The following is an 18156-nucleotide window of genomic DNA, read 5'->3' on the forward strand; positions in this document are numbered from 1 at the left end:
AACATCAGTTTTTATGTGACCCTGAAACAAGTTCATTGTGACGTAATCACTTTCTCCGTTCTGTATTAGTTGGGTTTCTACATATTAAGCAATCTGCTAAATAGGTTATTGAAATTTCGTAAACGCCATCGGTTCTTCCAATTTTGGAAGTATTAAAATCATAAGAAAATCCAAAACGAAAGCGCTCTAATTCTAGCCCAATAAATGCATTTATAGAAGTTAATAAATGACTATTCATATTATTTTTAGCGGGATTTGTAACTGCCATAGCACCTAACATGAGTTTTTCTAACTTTACAGTTGTGCCCACATCCAATCGATTATACTCGCCTTGTTGCATATAATTAAGTGAAATAAGCATATCGTTATAATCAAAATATGGGAACTTATAATTGGCATGTAAGGAGTAAAAAATATCTAAGGGTACATTACCATTTTCTACAAATGAAATGTTAGGTTTGTTTAAGTGTTTAATGGAAGCACCTAGCCATAAATCGGTGTCATTTCGCGTGTTTTTTTTGTCGAATACAAAGCCAGCGGTAAAATCGAAAAACGTGATGTTTCGGTTGGCATTCATTGCAAAAATATCTGATGATATAGGGTTTATTGTTCCAGCACCAATATTAATCTGGTCGGCTAAAACTAAGTTTCTAAAATTAAAGGATTTTGTGCCAAAACCAACTTCAACTGCGGGTCTAAAATACCAATCGTTGGCTAATTTAACATGATAAGAATAGTTAACATTTCCTTGTAAATGATTATAATTGGTATTGTTTTCGTGCTGATTTAAAATACTAAAACCAAGACCACCAACATTTTCTATCCAAGTGTTAAAAAAGGCATATTCGGTATCTACCCTTAAATCTAGACTAGGCCATTGTGTTCTGTGAATAAGTCCAAAATAAGTAGCATCTTCAAAACCTGAAAACCCTGGATTTATAGTTTCGGGAACTTGAAAATATTGCGTAAATACTGGATCTTGAGCGTTTGATTTTAAATAAATACAACTGATAATTATTATAGATAGTATCTTTATTTTCATTTTTTTGATTACTTAATTAATACAAAGGCACCTTCTGAGGTAATGGTTTTTCCATAAAACGTGTCACCAGAAAATGTGTAATAATAATTACCGTTTTCGGCTTCGGAATCTTTAATTTTTCCATTCCATCCTTTTAAATTTTCACCAACTTCAGAATAGATTAAACTTCCCCAAGTATCGTAAATATCTAATTTCATATTACTCAATGCTATAAATGAAGGATTGAAAAAATCGTTAAGTCCATCGTTATTTGGTGTGAACGCGTTAGGCATCATTAGTGCGTAACCTTTTTCAATATTTAATGTGATTACTTTAGTGTACACACATCCGAAAGGGTAGGTTACGGTTTGTGTTGCAACGTAAGTGCCGATAGTTAAATAGGTATGTGTTGGATTTTCTTCACTTGAAAAATTACCATCTCCAAAATCCCAAGACACACTTATATAATCACCAATAGAAGTGTTTGTAAATTGAATGGGGTCTTCAATAGAATAAAAACCATAAGTGCTAAACCCTGTGGAGTTTTGAGTAAAATCGGCATCGCCCAAAACTGGGATTTCAACATTGTGAGAGTAGCTTGTGGTGCAACCAAAACTATCAGTAACATCAACAATTACTAAGCCGTCTTGATTGGTATTCATTATTTCGTTGTTTACACCGCTAATAGTTCCGCTAGACCAATTGATTTGATACGGCGGTATACCACCAGTTACATTAGCTACAAAAGATTGATTGACATACCGTGTTTCGCAATCGAAATCGGTTATAGTTTCAACCGAAATCTCAAGAGGATCGAATCTATTAATCGTCCAACTATCTGAAATTGTACAACCATTTGTATCTGTAACGGTAAGGGTGTAATCTCCTGGAGGCGTATTTGTTAAATCCTCTGTATTTGCGCCATTAGACCATGAATAAGTAAGAGGAAGTGTACCACCAGTAACGACTGCGTTTATTGCGCCGCTATTGGCGTCATCGCAATCTAAAGCATCGGTTGTGGTTGCCGATAACTCTAAAGCATCTGGTTCAATTATAGTAAAGGTTTCAGTAATAGCACAAGGTGTGCCATCGGTAATAGTTACAGTGTATGTGCCAGGGCCAATGTTGTTTCTTTCTAGGCCAGCAGTGGCATCATCATCCCAAACTAAAGTCACAGGGTTGATGCCTCCAACAAGATTTAAACTAATGCTGGCATCATTTTCGCCGAAGCACGACACATTATTTACAACAGGGTTTATGGTAAAAATAGGTGCTTCGTCAATAATAATAGTAGCTTGTTTTTCACAATTTGTATCGTCTGTAACTGTAATCGTGTAGGTGCCAGCAGATAGATTGCTTTGAATATTCCCTGAGCCTAAATTACTCCAAGCTATTGTGTAAGGTGGGTTTCCTCCAGAAATATTATTGATAGTGATAGACGCATTATTGTCACCATAACACTCAATTTCGGTGGTAGTATAATCGATTATGATTTCATCAGATTGATCTAAAATAACTTCTAAATCATCAGTACAGCCAGATTTGTCGGTAACTACTAAGTTATATGTACCAGCAATTAAATTTGAAATGTTTTGAGAGGTACTTGTAAATCCATTTGGTCCTGTCCATGCATAATTATAGTCGAAAACGCCTGCTGAAACCTCAATAGGCCTGCCACCAACAACATCAATATTGATAGCACCTGTGGCATCTCCAAAACAAATAATATCAGTTTGATTGATTAAACTAGCTTGAAGCAAATTGGGTTCAATAATAGAGAAATTTTCAACTATAGGTGTACAATTGTTAGCATCGGTTACGGTTATTTGATAGTCACCTGGACCTAAATTTGATAAATCTTCGGTAGTATCAAAAGGATTTCCATTTCGTGTCCAATTATAAGTATATGGCGTTGTACCTCCAGAAATATTAATATCAATTTCGCCATCATTTGCACCAAAACAGGAGATCGTTTCTGGGTCGAAATTAATATTGCTAAAAATCAGTTCATCAGGTTCTAAAATGGTAAAAGTATCTGTAAATGGGCAACCGCCGTCGTCATTAATCACCACGGTATAATCACCTGGTTCTAAATTAGAAATATCTTCATTGGTACTAGTAAATCCGTTTGGCCCAGTCCAAGAAATTTGATACGGATTTCCTGTTGTAAAAGGCACGCCACCAGTTATTGAAATGTCAAGAGAACCGTTGTTAGCTAAATAACAATCGCTGTTTATTTGATTGGTTGTAATGCTTATTGAAGGGTTAACGGTTATGTTGATGGTAAAATCCGCGCCAGCACAAATACCAGAAATAGGTGTAACGGTATAGGTTACAGTTGCTGGATTTGTGGTATTGTTTGTTAATGTTTGACTAATATCTGATTGCGGTGTGCTTTCGTTTGAAGCTCCCGTAATTGAACCAACAGGATTAATAGTTGGTGTTGTCCATGTGTATAATGTTCCAGTGGGTACAATATCTCCTGTGGATGAATCAGGAATAATTTGAAAGCTTACGCCACTACAAATCGTTATCGCTTTATCTGAAATATTTGGTGTTTGATTAATTGTAATTTCTGCAGTTTGTGAGTTGATTTCAGTACAACCACCAGCGGAAAATGTAACGATACAATAATAATAAATCGTTCCAATATTCGTTGAAGGTGGATTGTAAGTTGCGTTAGTTTCGCCAGTAATAGCAGCTCCTGTTAAGTTATCATTAATTGTGTTAGAATACCATTGATATGTTGGTGTTCCCACGCCATTGGCAACTGCAACTGACAACGTATTTAAACTTTCACCAAAACAAATGGTTTCTGAAATGGGTTGTGCAGTAAAGTTAGGCGCTGCATTAACTGTAACCAAAGCTGTGTCGCTTATAACGCTACACCCAGGATCTGGCTGCGTAATCACACAGTAATAATATATGTTTCCAATAGTAGTGGTCGGCGGTGTAAAAATACTATTTGTTGCTCCAGTAATTAAAGTACCTCCAACATTAGAGTTTGTGGTGTTAGAATACCATTGATAATTGTAAACAGTTCCTAATCCGCCACTAGTAACAACCTCTAAATTTTGAGGTGTTGTTCCTTGACATAATTCTTGAGAGACTAGTGGTTGTGATGTAATAGTGGGGTCATCAGCTACTACAATTTCAGCAACTTCACTAGTTATAGCATTACACCCATTTCCGCTTGAAGAAATCTCAACATAGTAATAATAGTTTCCAACAGTATTAAAAGTAGGCGGGGTATAATTTACGTTTGTTGCACCTGTAATGATTACTCCTCCAGTATTAGAATTTGTAGTGTTAGAATACCATTGATATGTTATTGTACCTGTGCCTCCAGAATGTACAACCGATAAAGCTGAATTGATATCGCCGCCAACACATAAACTTTGGGTTGCTATAGGTTGTATGTCAATTTGAAGTCCATCAACAATCTCAATACGAGCGGTGTTAGAAGTGATTTCATTACAACCAATTCCTGTTGGGAAAGAAACCACGCAGTAATAATATATAATGCCTGTTGGATTATTTGGCGGCGTGTAAGTAGTTGCTGTTTCTCCAGTTATAATCGTGCCTGTCGTATTATCATCAACGGTATTGCTGTACCATTGATAGGTTGGAGTTCCTGCCCCAGTGACGCTAACCGATAACGAATTTAAAGCACCGTTTAAACAAATGGTTTCTGGTTGCGGTTGACTTGTGAATTCTGGTGCTGGATCTACAGTAATTACAACATTCACCGAGTTACCTGTACAGCCGTTTGTTGTTGGAGTGATGGTAAAAGTTACGTCTTCAGAAGTGTTATTTGAATTAAAAATAGTTTGAATAGGAATGATACTCGTGTTCCCAGAAGCAATAAACCCTGTTATTCCAGTTGGTGCAGTTGCTGTCCACGAGTATGTTGTGTTTGATAAATTTGAAGTTAAAACAACTTCGGCAGTATCGGTTCCAGAGCAAATGGTTTGCGTTAAATCGGTATTCGTAATCGTCGGAATTGGATTTACTGAAAAATCTTCATTTACCGTTGTCGTTCCGCAGCTATTTGTTATGCTGAAAGTAACTTGGTAATCTCCTGGTGTTGCGTACGTAATTGTACCAGGATCTAAAGTGCTTGAAGTTGCTGGACTTCCGCCAGGGAAATTCCAACTGTAAGTTATAGTTTCGGAAGCTGGCGCACAATCCTCAACAACCGCAATAGGATTAAATGATGCTGTTTCACAAAAATCCGAAATACTATTTATAGTCGCCGTTGGTGGTTGTTTAACTTCAATAGTTTCAGAAATAGAATTGCTACCACAAGAATTTGTTATGGTTTGTGTTAGGGTGTAAGTTCCAGCGGTTACAAAGCTTATGGATGGAGTTGCTGAGGTTTCATCTGTTCCGTTAGTAAAACTCCAATTTGGAGGTGTTGTTCCGCAAAAACCAGAAGCATAAGTTACTTCCCATAAATATTCCTCAGTACCGCAACTTAAACTTAAATCGGTATTATTGGTTACTTGAACATCTAAAGGCGAACATCCGTTATTCGTATTTAAAGTAAAGCTCGGTATTAACTCAGGTTCAATACAAATATTTTTAATTACTGTATTTGTTACACCACAAGAATTTTCAGCATATAACGAAACTGTGTAAGTTCCGGGCGCTGTATAAATATGACTTGGATCTCTTAATGTTGATGTAGATCCATCCCCAAAATCCCAATAATAACCATCGTTAATGCTACAATTATTGCTATATCCATCTAGTGATGTATTGTCGAATTGCACTGAAGTATTCACACAGCTAATAGGCGGGTCTTCAAAATCAACTTCTGGTTTTCTTAAAATAATGATAGGGCCAGCGGTTAAATTGGTTTGTCCACACGAAGTGGTAATATTTAAAAAAACAGTATAACTAAATGGACAACTCGTTTCTGTATATGTATGTGGAATTGGGAAATTTTGAGAATTTACAGGGTCTGCGGCATTAAAGTATGTTGATGCTTCTAATTGAGATTGTGTGTAGCTTTCAGTGTTTCCATCGCCAAAATCAATAAAGTAATTGGTGTCCGGAGGGTTTGTGCCCCAAGAGCCAATTGCAAACTCAAGAGGAGAAACAGGTGTACATAAATTTACTGTATTCCCTGGATTTACAATAGACCCAGTGGGGTTGCTGGAGTTTTTAATCAAATAAGTAACAGTATTATCACAATTGCTTCCAATTCCTGTTATGTCCATGTTAAAAGAGCCTAATTGTGTGTAAGTATGTGTAGCTGGAAATGTAACATTAGTTTCAATGGTGCTTCCGTCGCCCCAATCAACAGTATAAGAATTTATACAAGTGGCAGAAACGTTGTCAATGCCAACATTAATAGTATATGATGGATCAGTAGTATTATTACCGCAATTATTAAAGGGGTCAAACTGATTGTCGATATCGCGAAATTCCAATCTTGGTTTTTCTTCAACTAAAATAGATTTGGTAACTGAGTTAGTACAACCATTTGAATCTGTAACTGTTAGTGTTACACTAACATTTTGAGAACCACAACCCACAATATCAAATTCGTGTGTTGGGTTTGCAACTGTTGATGTATTCCCATCACCAAAACTCCAATTATAAGTAAAAGGGGCACTTCCGGTAATATTAGATACAAAATCAACAGATGTTCCAGCGCATGTGCCAGCATTGTTAAAAGTAAAATCTATAATAGGTTCGGTTACCGTTACAGTAGCAGTTCCGCTTTCATTGGTTGAATCTCCAGTACTATCGCTTACCGAAATAAGTTCGTAAACAAAAGTTCCAATAGTATTGGTACTAGCAGATAGATTTATCGAATTGTTACCCCCCGTGGTTGTAATGGTTTGATTAGGGCCACCATTTAGCATATAGGTAAATGTGTAAGGCGTTGTACCGCCAGATCCTGTAAATGTTATTTGTGGCTGGGGTGTTTCGTCTTTACAAACTTCTGTTGTACCAGAAATAGTTGCCGATGGCGGTAATAATTTATCCGAAGTATTTAAGGTAATTGAACTTTGTTGGTTACTAGGTTTCTCCTTTTCGTTAAATGCAAAAATAGAGATGGTAATTATAAAAAATGATAATGTACCCAGAAAATAATTTTTTCTCATTTAAGTTAATTGAGTTAATAGCTGTGACTAAAATAAATATTCTTTTTTATGAAGTATCATCTTTAATCAACATAAATCTATTTTTTCTATAAAAGACCCATTATCGGGGATGTAATTTTTTTCAGACCTATTTTGGTTTATTAATTAACTTTTTTATTAGTTGTTGTTTATATTTACAATAAAAAGTATAATGAGAGCATTAGTAATTTCTGGAGGAGGTAGCAAAGGTGCTTATGCAGGTGGTGTTGCACAATATTTAATTCAAGAAGAAGGTGTGAATTACGATATGTTTTTAGGCACATCTACAGGAGGTTTGTTGGTGCCTCATTTGGCAGCTGGTGAAATTGATAAAATTCATCAGGTATTTACTAATGTTAATCAAAGCAATATATTTAGTGTCAATCCATTTGTACTGCGTAAAAAAGGAGATAGAGAATTTGTTTCTATAGACTTTATTAACACCTTTTGGCAGTTTGTTAAAATGAAAAGAACGTTTGGTGAAAGTAAATCATTAAGAAGACATATAAAGAAGCATTTCACTATTGAAGAGTATAATTTAATTAAAGAAACTAAGGACGATGTTGTTGTTACCGTTTCTAATCTTTCTAAAAATCGTGTAGAATATAAATCGATAAAGGATTTTAGTTATGATGAATTTTGCGATTGGATATGGATTTCATGTAATTATATACCATTTATGTCTTTGGTGAAAAAGGATGGTTTTGAATATGCTGATGGCGGTTTAGGCTGCGTAGTTCCTATTAGAGAAGCTATCCTAAGAGGTGCAACCGAAGTGGATGCTATAATTCTAGAATCCGAAAATATGGCTTATAATAAAGTTTTGGGAAAAAACCCTTTTTCATTAATGATTAATTTATTTGGCCATTTACTTGACCAAGTAGAACGTAATGATATTGTTATAGGAAAATTGGCTGCAAAAAATAAAAATGTAAAACTTAATCTATATTATACGCCATCAAAACTTACTGAAAATTCATTGATTTTTAATAAAAAGCTAATGACTAAATGGTGGCAACAAGGGTATTACTACGCTAAACAAAAGTCTGAAGAAGCACGTTCAAATGAGTTAAGAATGGATGATGATTTACCACAAGTCTGAAACCTCTTCTTTTATAAAAGATAATGCAGCATCGCTTGGTGCTCTGCGTTCCATCATTTCAGTTAAAACAACCTCTCTTAGTTTATTGGCTGTATCTGTTTTTTCAAGTAAGCTTGCTTTTCTTATCAATTGAATGGTCGCATTTTTTGCTGCCGAAATAATGCTCCAACACTTTTCGCTAACATATATTTGTTGTGCTAAATTATGTTCCATTTCTTGTTCAATATTCTGTATAAGTAATCTTTCGTAATCTTCTTTATTTGAAGATATTGGAACAACTCTAATCATTAACTTGTTGGGTGATATTCTTTCTAAAAATAAGGCAAGTCTTTCATAAGCTTGAAGACGTAAAGGCATTGATGAAACTTGTAAATCTTTTTTTAACAAAAAGCGTCTTCTACCAGCTTCATTTTTAGTGTGTTCTTTAAAAAAGTAATAAGCAATAAGTCCTACAATTAATGAGGGAATTGCGAATAAAAATAAATCTATAATGCGATCTGAGTCCATAAAAGTTTGACTGGTTTTGTGTTATTTTAATTATTTAAAAAATCAAAAGTAATATTTGTTAATGTTTTTACACCTAAAAGCATACCGCTTTCATCAATTTTAAAATCGGGTGTATGGTGTGGAAACGCATTTTTATTTCCAGGTGTCATTCCTCCTAAAAAGAAATATAATCCAGGCACTACTTCCTGAAAATATGAAAAATCTTCACCCCCAGTAACAGCTTTCGTTAAAACTACGTTTTCTTTACCTGCTACTTTCTCAAACGTTGGTAACATTTGTGTAACCAAATCTGGATCGTTATAGGTAATCGTTGTGTTTTCTTGAAACTCTATTGAAGCTTCACCTCCATAGGCTTTTGCAATGGTTTCAGTCATTTCAGTCATACGTTTAAAAATGAGTTTTTTCATGTCTAAATCTAATGTTCTTATTGTTCCAATAAGTTCAGCACTTTCAGGAATAATATTAAATCGTACACCACTTGTTATTTTACCAACCGTTATTACAGCAGGTTCTACTAACAAATTAGATTCTCGACTAATGATGCTTTGATAGCCATCAATAATTTTAGCAGAAATATAAATTGGATCAACGCCATTCCAGGGCGCAGAACCATGTGTTTGTTTGCCTTTTACGTTAACTACAAAACGCTCAACACCAGCCATAATGCCTCCAGATTTATATTCTATTTTGCCAACTTCTGTATCCGAACTAATATGCAATCCAAAAATAGCATCTACTTTTGGGTTTTCTAAAACTCCTTCTTTTATCATCAGTTTAGCACCCCCTTCTTCTCCTGGAGGAGGACCTTCTTCTGCGGGTTGAAAAATAAACTTTACAGTGCCTCTTATTTTGTCTTTATTTTTAGATAAAATCTCTGCAACACCCATTAAAATGGCAATGTGAGTATCGTGTCCACAGGCATGCATCACACCCGTTTCGGTATTTAAAAAAGTAGCTTTTATTTTAGACTTAAATGGTAAATCATTACGTTCTGTAACAGGAAGTGCATCAATATCGGCACGTAAAGCAACTACTTTTCCTGGACTGTTACCTTTTAAAATGGCAACAACTCCAGTATGCGCAACACCAGTTTTAACTTCTAAACCCAAAGATTTTAAATGTCTAGTAATGGTTTCAGCAGTTTTAAACTCTCTGTTTGAAAGTTCTGGGTTTTCATGGAAATGTCGTCGCCATTCAATCACTTTTTCTTCAATATCAATAAATTGTTGTTCTAGATTATCTTGACTATATACATTAATTATTCCAAAGCATGTAAATAAAAATATAAGATATTTCATAATAATGATTAAATTTTTGAAGTCTAAAGATATTCAAATTTTAATAAAAGCTGCCGAAGCTGTTAATTGTTTATAATTATTAATAATTCGCCTTAATTAAAAGTATAACATTGGTTATTTTCACGTCTTAAAATGAAAATGATTTGGAGAAGTATTTAAGTCAGCTAAATGATGCACAATTAGAACCTACGATTCAAATTGAAGGACCAATGATAGTTATTGCTGGTGCAGGTTCTGGTAAAACACGTGTGTTAACTTACCGTATTGCTTATATGATGAGTAAAGGAATTGACCCTTTTAATATCTTATCGCTCACATTTACCAATAAAGCAGCACGAGAAATGAAAGAACGTATTGCATCTATTGTTGGAGCAAGTGAAGCGAAAAATTTATGGATGGGAACATTCCACTCTGTATTTGCAAAAATTTTGCGTATTGAAGCTGATAGATTGGGGTATCCTAGTAATTTCACCATTTATGATACGCAAGATTCTGATAGGTTGATTGCGTCTATTATTAAGGAAATGAGCCTTGATAAAGACATTTATAAATATAAGCAAGTACGCTCTAGAATTTCATCGTATAAAAATAGTTTGATTACGGTGCATGCGTATTTTCAAAATCCAGAATTAAAGGAAGCCGATACTATGGCTCGCCGACCAAGAATGGGTGATATTTATAAAGCATATGTTGAGCGTTGTTTTAAAGCAGGTGCGATGGATTTTGATGATTTGTTATTGAAAACCAATGAGCTTTTAACGCGTTTTCCTGAAGTTTTAGCAAAATACCAAAACCGATTTAAATACATTCTAGTTGATGAGTATCAAGATACTAACCATTCGCAATATTTAATTGTGAGAGCCTTGGCTGATAAGTTTCAAAATATATGTGTAGTGGGTGATGATGCACAAAGTATTTATGCCTTCCGTGGTGCAAATATTAATAATATTTTAAATTTTCAGAAAGACTACGATGATGTGAAGCTATTTCGATTAGAACAAAATTATCGTTCAACAAAAAACATTGTAAACGCAGCAAATTCTATTATCGATAAAAACCAAACGAAGCTTGATAAAATTGTTTGGACGGCTAATGATGAAGGCGAACAAATAAAAGTAAATCGTTCATTAACCGATGGAGACGAAGGGCGTTATGTAGCAAGTACCATTTGGGAAAACAAAATGAATCACCAATTAAATAATAGTGATTTTGCTATATTATATCGTACCAATGCGCAGTCAAGAGCTATTGAAGATGCGTTGAGAAAGCGAGATATTAAATATCGAATTTATGGTGGATTATCATTTTATCAACGTAAAGAAATAAAAGATGTTCTCTCGTATTTACGGCTTATTATTAATCCAGCCGATGAAGAAGCTTTAAAGCGCGTTATTAATTTTCCGCCTCGTGGTATCGGGCAAACAACAGTTGATAAACTTATAGTATCTGCAAATGGATACAACCGAACCATTTTTGAAGTGATGAAACACATCGATAAAACCGATGTAAAAGTTAATTCGGGTACAAAAACTAAACTTCAAGATTTCGTTACACTTATAGAAAGTTTTCAGGTATTAAATCAGACTGCCGATGTTTTTGAATTGGCAGAACATGTTACCCGAACCAGTGGTTTAATTCGAGAATTCAATAAAGATGGAACTCCAGAAGGTGTTACTAGAATGGAAAATATCGAGGAACTTTTAAACGGAATGAAAGATTTTGTTGAGGGTCAAAAAGAAATTGCTGATACCACTGGTAATTTAGCTGAATTTTTAGAAGATGTTGCATTAGCAACAGATTTAGATGCCGATAAAGGAGATGCAGACCACGTCGCTTTAATGACCATACATTTAGCAAAAGGATTGGAGTTTCCGTACGTTTTTATTGTTGGTTTAGAAGAAGATTTGTTTCCAAGTGCCATGAGTATGAACACACGTAGCGAACTAGAGGAGGAGCGACGCTTGTTTTATGTAGCACTAACACGAGCAGAAAAGCAGGCTTATTTAACTTATGCTTTATCGCGTTACCGTTGGGGAAAATTGATTGATTCTGAACCTAGTCGTTTTATTGAAGAAATAGACGAGCAGTATTTAGATATAGTTACACCTATTGAAGAACGCCGCTTTAACCCCATGCTTGATGCCGCTATTTTTGGAGACACACCCTCTGTAACAAGCAAAAGAGCAGATTCTAATACGATTAGATTTAAACCAGCTAAACAAGCGGTGTTAAAAAAAGGTAGTAAGCCGAAGTCAGAACCAGCTAAATTTCAAGTTACCACACCAAAAAACTTAAAGCCTGTTGTTAAATCTACTGGCAATACTAATTTATTTGATAGTAAATTGGTTGTTGGTAATATTGTAAAACACATTCGGTTTGGCACAGGAGAAGTTATGAAAATAGAAGGTAAAGGTGCTGACGTTAAAGCCGAAATTAATTTTCAACATGGTGGCGTTAAAAAATTATTGTTGCGCTTTGCTAAGTTGGAGGTTGTTGGGTAGATTAGGTTTTGGGTCTTGGGTATTCAATCCTAAAGATGTGTCTCTATAAAAGCCTTCAATTTAATCCAAGTATCAATTAATTCTAACCCAATCCAACCATGACCAGCATTTGGGTATAAGGTAAACTCATGTGTAACACCTAAACTTTCCAATTTATCCCGCATATCGGTACCTTGTGTTGTTGGTATTAAAGGGTCTTGTCCGCCATAAAACAAAATAGTTGGAGGTGATGTAGCTGTAGCTTGGTGATATGGGCTTACTTCTTCTAAAAAAGAGGTCGTTGCGTCTATTCCAAATAAATCTATTAGCTCTTGTACATCAGGATTTGTATTGTTTAAATACGCAGAATCTGTAAAATTTGTTGGACCAACAATGCTGCAAACCATATTTACTTTGTTTGTTGTATTAAAAGCATAACTCCAAAGTAGCGATAAATGTGCACCGGCACTTGTACCAATAAATCCAATGGCTTCAGAAATTGTGTATTTTGTTTTATTATCCTTTAAATAGTTGATAATTGTAGTAATATCATCTGTTTGCATAGGATAAGGTTTCGTGTTCTCATCGGCTAATCTGTAATTAATATTTACAATAGCTAAGTCTGAGAAATCTTGACGTATTAAATCTTTTATAGGATTCATTTCAGATTTATCGCCAGCAGACCATCCGCCACCGTGGACTAAAACCATCACTTTAGTATTATTAGTTCTATTAGCTGGTAAATACAAATCAAAATTTTGATTAACATCTTGTCCGTAAGAAATATTTAATTCTTGATAGAATTTTGATGGATCTAAAATGGTAATAAAATCTTCATCTGCTTTTTCTTTTGAGCAATTGAAAAAAGTAATAAGTACAACAAAAACTAAGAAAGTAGATTTAAGTGCTTTCATTTTAAAAATAATATTTACTTTGTAAACGAAATTACAAGATAGTTATTATGGCTGAGTTTATAAGAATATATGAAGAAAATCCCAATCCGAAAGCGATTGAAAAGGTGGTTGCTATTCTTAAGCGTGGCGGTGTAATTATTTATCCAACCGATTCTGTTTATGGTTTAGGTTGCGATATTACTAATCTTAAAGCTTTAGAACGTGTTGCAAAAATTAAGCAAGTAAAACTTGAAAAAGCAAATTTCTCATTTGTTTGTCACGATTTAAGCAACTTAAGTGATTATGTTAAACAAATAGACACATCTACATTTAAAATTTTAAAACGCGCGCTTCCTGGGCCATATACCTTTATACTTCCTGGCGGAAAATCATTACCAAACCCATTTAAGAAACGTAAAACCGTTGGTATTCGTGTGCCTAATAATAACATCGCTTTAGATATTGTTAAGCAGTTAGGAAATCCCATTATATCAACATCTATACATGATGAAGATGAAGTTTTAGAATATACCACCGATCCTGAATTGATTTTAGAAAAATGGAGTAACTTAGTAGATTTGGTAATTGATGGCGGCTATGGAGATAATGAAGCTTCTACTGTTATAGATTTATCTGAAGACGAACCCATTATTATTAGAGAAGGAAAAGGAAGTTTAGAGATTTTTTAAATGCCTTTTTTTAACAAAAATATATTTATTAAAGACGATTTTTCACTAAAATATTTTAACTAAACAACACTATATGAATTTAGCAGAAATAAGTAGCGACATTCCTTTATTTGCCAACGACACCATTATTTTTGGCATTTTAGCAATAACACTGGCACTTATATTTTACACATCCAGTTTATCTCGATTTTCAAAATTTTACAGTATTATTCCTGCCCTTTTATTATGCTATTTTATTCCGTCTATATTAAGTTCTGTTGGATTAATTGCAGACAAATGGATTGATGTTTCAGCAACCATAAAACACTTACAATCGCTTTACGGGAATTTAGATGAAGTTACTAATTTAGAGACTTTAAAAGCATATACTGCGGCAAATAAAATAAACCCATCGGAGTACTCTCAGTTTATTGGTGGCAGTAAATTGTATTATGTGTCTTCTCGATTTTTATTACCAGCATCATTGGTGCTTTTAACCATGAGTATCGATTTAAAAGGCGTATTTAAGTTGGGTTCAAAAGCCTTAATTATGTTTTTAACAGCTACCGTTGGTGTAATGATTGGCGGTCCAATAGCTATTTTGTTTTTTAAGTTTGTAGCACCAGATATTTTAGTTGCAGTTGAAGGTACCGAATTATGGAAAGGTTTATCTACCGTGGCAGGAAGTTGGATTGGTGGTGGCGCCAATCAATTAGCTATGAAAGAGCAATGGGAAGTTAGCGATAGCCTGTTTAGTATTATGGCAGTAGTTGATGTTTTAGTAGCCGAAGTTTGGATGATATTTTTGCTACTTGGTGTTGCTAAATCTGATAAAATAGACAAGTATTTTAAGGCTGATAATTCATCAATTACCACACTTAAGAATAAGATGGAAAAGTTTAGCTTAGAAACCGCTAGAGTACCATCGTTTAACGATTTAATGATACTTTTAGGAATTGGTTTTGGAGTAACTTCAATAGGTCATATTGTAGGTGATAATTTAAGTGTTTGGATAAAAGAAAATGCACCATTTTTGGTTGATTTCGGACTTGGAAGCTCATTTTTCTGGCTCATTATTACAGCAACAACTGTTGGTGTTATTCTATCGTTTACTAAAATGAAAAGTTACGAAGGCGCCGGAGCGAGTAAAATAGGTACTGTTTTTATTTACATACTAGTGGCAGCGATAGGTATGAAAATGAATTTGAATGCCATTGTAGAAAATATAAGTTTATTCGCTATTGGATTTGTTTGGATGATTATTCACGTCGGTTTACTATTTATCGTTGCAAAAATTATAAAAGCACCATATTTCTTTTTAGCTGTTGGCTCTAAAGCTAATATTGGTGGTGCTGCATCTGCGCCTGTGGTGGCTGGTGCTTTCCACCCATCGTTAGCGCCAGTTGGTGTTTTGCTGGCGGTTTTAGGCTACGCTTTAGGTACTTATGCTGCTTTTGCTTGTGCTTTAATGATGAAGTGGGTGAGTTGATTTTATAAATACTTATTACGGTAGTTTATTTGTTCTTAATAACTGAATTACTCCTGAGTTTAGTTGAAAATCTATATCAGATATATAGTAATTAATACTATTATTTTCGAAAATATGTCTTATGTTAATAACACTATTGCACACATTCTTATAATAGTCTAATAGTTCTAAATCTTCAGGGTTTACCATAGTTTTTTGCACCAATTTAAATAATCTGTGGATTCGTCTAGGTCTGCTAATGCCCTAAATACTAATATGAAGTTTAGAATGTAGTTGTTTTTCTCTAAGTCATTGTACTCATCATCAATATAAATAGTAAATAAATCATCTCTTATTTTTAATTCTATAGGAAATATATTTTCGTAAAAAGTAATTCTTGAGTGTTTTCTAAAACTAATATTATTTTTGGATATTAGTTTCTGTATAGCCTTTAATTCTGGGTAATTTTCTAGATTCATTTTACTTTATTTAATTATATTAATTTCAGTATTAATAACTTATAAAGTATTGATATTATATTTTTTAGTAAATTAATAAAATATTTTAAAATTAATTAGGACTATTATGCAGAATAAAATAAAAAATAGCTTTAAGCTTTTAATATGTTTTTTTTTCTCTTTTACGGTATTTGGTCAACCACAAAAACCAATTGTTAACGATCCAAATTTGTTTACAAATAGTGAACTAACTAATATATTAAAACAAATTGAGAAGGCTCCAATATTACACCCAGACTGTATTTCAAATAAATGTGAAGAGGTTATTAAGTATCATAAAGCCATATACGGTTTGTATAGTGAACTTAGTATTTACAGTGTTTATTTAGTACGTTATCAAGAACAGTATAGAGATACATGGATAAATTATGTAAATCAAACAATTGCTAATGAAAATTTGCGAGCAGAAATGGAATATACACTTGCTTGGAAAACAGCTTTAGCAGATTTTTCAGCATATTTTCTTGACCTTTCTAATTTATATAGTTCAATAAAATCTGGTAAACATATTGACCCTTCAGTTGTTTCAAGTCTTTTAAAAAGATATTATAAGAATTTAAAAGATTTATATGATACCATAGCTAAAATTGATGAAACGGTTAAAAAATTTGCTGATTTGCCTAAGGTAAATAATAATCTTACTGAATATATTGAAACATGGAAAAGTGTTTCATCGGTACTTAAAAATGGTTTAAAAATTTTAAAGGATGGAATTACATTATATCAAAGTCTAGATAGGCCTCAAGGATTATCACCAGCAGATTTACTTAAAGAAAGACGCGGGCGTATAACCAATATAGGGACAGCGATAGCATCATTATTACAGATTTATGCTAAATATGAAAGAAAGCAGATGCAAGACGCCATAGATGATTTAAAAAAGGTGCTTAAAGCTAATGAAGATATGCAAACGCATACGTATTCTAAACATGTCTATTTGTCTGGGTTAATTAATCATCTTGAAGATGCAGAATTAGCATTAACAAAAAGAAAAGCGGGCTTGTATGTTATAAATTATCGGTGTAATAAAAACAATTTTGAACTAGAAAAACTAGATGATTATCAAATGAGTTTTGCTAAAGGATTAGCTGTTCATAAAGCAGTAATAGAAAACATTATGTCAACATTTAAAGATTCTTATAGTTTGATAGCGCCTTGTAAAGAAAGACAATATCAATTTATAGTTTTAGATGGAGCTGGTAAACGTTATGAAAGTTACATAAAAATCATTAGAAAAAAGGATGGTAAAGCATTGTACGAACAACCAACTTATATAAGAGGGCAATCTGCTGAATTTACTTTATTACCTGATTTTTATACTTTAGAAATTTACGAAGGTACTGGAAGCGATGCCGCAAGAGTTTCTGCTCTTACCATTAATGATTTTGAAATTGAAGGTAATGAAGAGTCTGAAATAACATTAAGACCATTTGGACGTGTTGATTTAGAAGTAGTAGATAAATCTGGTAAATCATCAATTTTTGATTATAAATTTGTCAATGATGAGAATCAGATAATTCAAAGAGGGTTAACTACTGATAAAGTTTTAATTGATTTACCCGTTAACCAAGTTATTAACCTTAACATAAGTCATGGGTTATATGGAGAAAAAAAGAAAGATGTTTTTGTAAGTCCAGATCACATAAATAAACTTCGATTTGTTTATGAAGATAAAAAATTCGTAAATTCTGAGGTTCCAAATTTATCAGGTACTTGGATAGCTACGAATGCTTATTGTGGCGATGAAAACTCACAAATAGCGATTAAAATAAATCATCGTGGAAATTATATTACGGCTAAAAAAATATCCGAATCACTTAAAAAAGATTGTGTTCCTTATGGTTACAACTATTTTGAAGGAGAAGTTAAAATGGCTGAAGGTAAAATTAAGCACAGCGCAGTAAGTGTTGGTCACCTCAATTCTGATGGTACATTCATAAAATCTGATAAATTATCAATTGGAAAAATTGATAGTAATTATAAAATAATTAATGAAATTAAGATTGAAGTAGGTGGTCTTACATATCATAGAGTTTTTGAATAATGTCTAGTCCTAAATAATCG

11 protein-coding genes are annotated in these 18156 nt (G+C 33.6%); 5 read left to right on the forward strand and 6 right to left on the reverse strand.

The genetic code is table 11. The features are described 5' to 3' along the window. Positions 1-46: 46 nt before the first annotated feature. The gene (locus RG22_RS16330; RefSeq protein WP_052143803.1) at positions 47-1042 is read right to left on the reverse strand and encodes a PorP/SprF family type IX secretion system membrane protein; all 996 of its coding nucleotides are present in this window, start codon (positions 1040-1042) and stop codon (positions 47-49) included. Positions 1043-1050: 8 nt separating this feature from the next. After that, positions 1051-7140: a PKD domain-containing protein gene (locus RG22_RS17425; protein WP_052143804.1), complete on the reverse strand. Its 6090-nt coding sequence runs from the start codon at positions 7138-7140 to the stop codon at positions 1051-1053. Positions 7141-7330: 190 nt separating this feature from the next. Between RG22_RS17425 and RG22_RS16340 the strand changes: the two genes are divergently transcribed. Continuing rightward, on the forward strand, positions 7331-8260 hold the full coding sequence (locus tag RG22_RS16340; RefSeq protein ID WP_034045250.1) for a patatin-like phospholipase family protein: 930 nt from the start codon (positions 7331-7333) through the stop codon (positions 8258-8260). Here RG22_RS16340 and RG22_RS16345 read toward each other — a convergent pair. Continuing rightward, entirely contained in the window at positions 8246-8767 is a 522-nt protein-coding gene (locus RG22_RS16345) for a DUF7935 family protein (RefSeq protein ID WP_034045253.1), read from the reverse strand. The two genes, RG22_RS16340 and RG22_RS16345, sit on opposite strands and share 15 nt — an antisense overlap. A gap of 26 nt (positions 8768-8793) precedes the next feature. Then, complete coding sequence (locus RG22_RS16350) at positions 8794-10065, reverse strand: amidohydrolase (protein WP_034045256.1); 1272 nt, start codon at positions 10063-10065, stop codon at positions 8794-8796. Positions 10066-10208: 143 nt separating this feature from the next. Between RG22_RS16350 and RG22_RS16355 the strand changes: the two genes are divergently transcribed. After that, on the forward strand, positions 10209-12566 hold the full coding sequence (locus RG22_RS16355; RefSeq protein WP_034045258.1) for an ATP-dependent helicase: 2358 nt from the start codon (positions 10209-10211) through the stop codon (positions 12564-12566). 29 nt (positions 12567-12595) lie between these two features. On the opposite strand, the gene RG22_RS16360 is transcribed toward RG22_RS16355, so the two are convergent. Further along, a complete protein-coding gene (locus tag RG22_RS16360; protein WP_034045261.1) occupies positions 12596-13459 on the reverse strand; it encodes an alpha/beta hydrolase in 864 nt (287 codons plus the stop codon). Between the two features lie 47 nt (positions 13460-13506). Here RG22_RS16360 and RG22_RS16365 point away from each other — a divergent pair, with 47 nt between their 5' ends. Together RG22_RS16365 and RG22_RS16370 are read left to right on the forward strand one after the other, a co-directional pair. Further along, on the forward strand, positions 13507-14127 hold the full coding sequence (locus tag RG22_RS16365; RefSeq protein WP_034045262.1) for an L-threonylcarbamoyladenylate synthase: 621 nt from the start codon (positions 13507-13509) through the stop codon (positions 14125-14127). A gap of 73 nt (positions 14128-14200) precedes the next feature. After that, positions 14201-15595 (forward strand): DUF819 family protein, encoded by a 1395-nt coding sequence (locus RG22_RS16370; RefSeq protein ID WP_034045264.1) that lies wholly within the window; start codon positions 14201-14203, stop codon positions 15593-15595. 182 nt (positions 15596-15777) lie between these two features. On the opposite strand, the gene RG22_RS16375 is transcribed toward RG22_RS16370, so the two are convergent. Further along, positions 15778-16053 carry a hypothetical protein gene (locus RG22_RS16375; protein WP_034045265.1) on the reverse strand — a complete coding sequence of 92 codons (276 nt, stop codon included), beginning with the start codon at positions 16051-16053 and terminating at the stop codon, positions 15778-15780. A 106-nt stretch (positions 16054-16159) separates the two neighbouring features. Between RG22_RS16375 and RG22_RS16380 the strand changes: the two genes are divergently transcribed. Next, positions 16160-18136 (forward strand): hypothetical protein, encoded by a 1977-nt coding sequence (locus RG22_RS16380; RefSeq protein ID WP_034045266.1) that lies wholly within the window; start codon positions 16160-16162, stop codon positions 18134-18136. Positions 18137-18156: the final 20 nt, after the last annotated feature.

Origin of the sequence: Wocania ichthyoenteri Th78 (assembly GCF_000789235.1) — a bacterium.
GTDB classification, from domain to species: Bacteria; Bacteroidota; Bacteroidia; order Flavobacteriales; family Flavobacteriaceae; genus Wocania_A; species Wocania_A ichthyoenteri.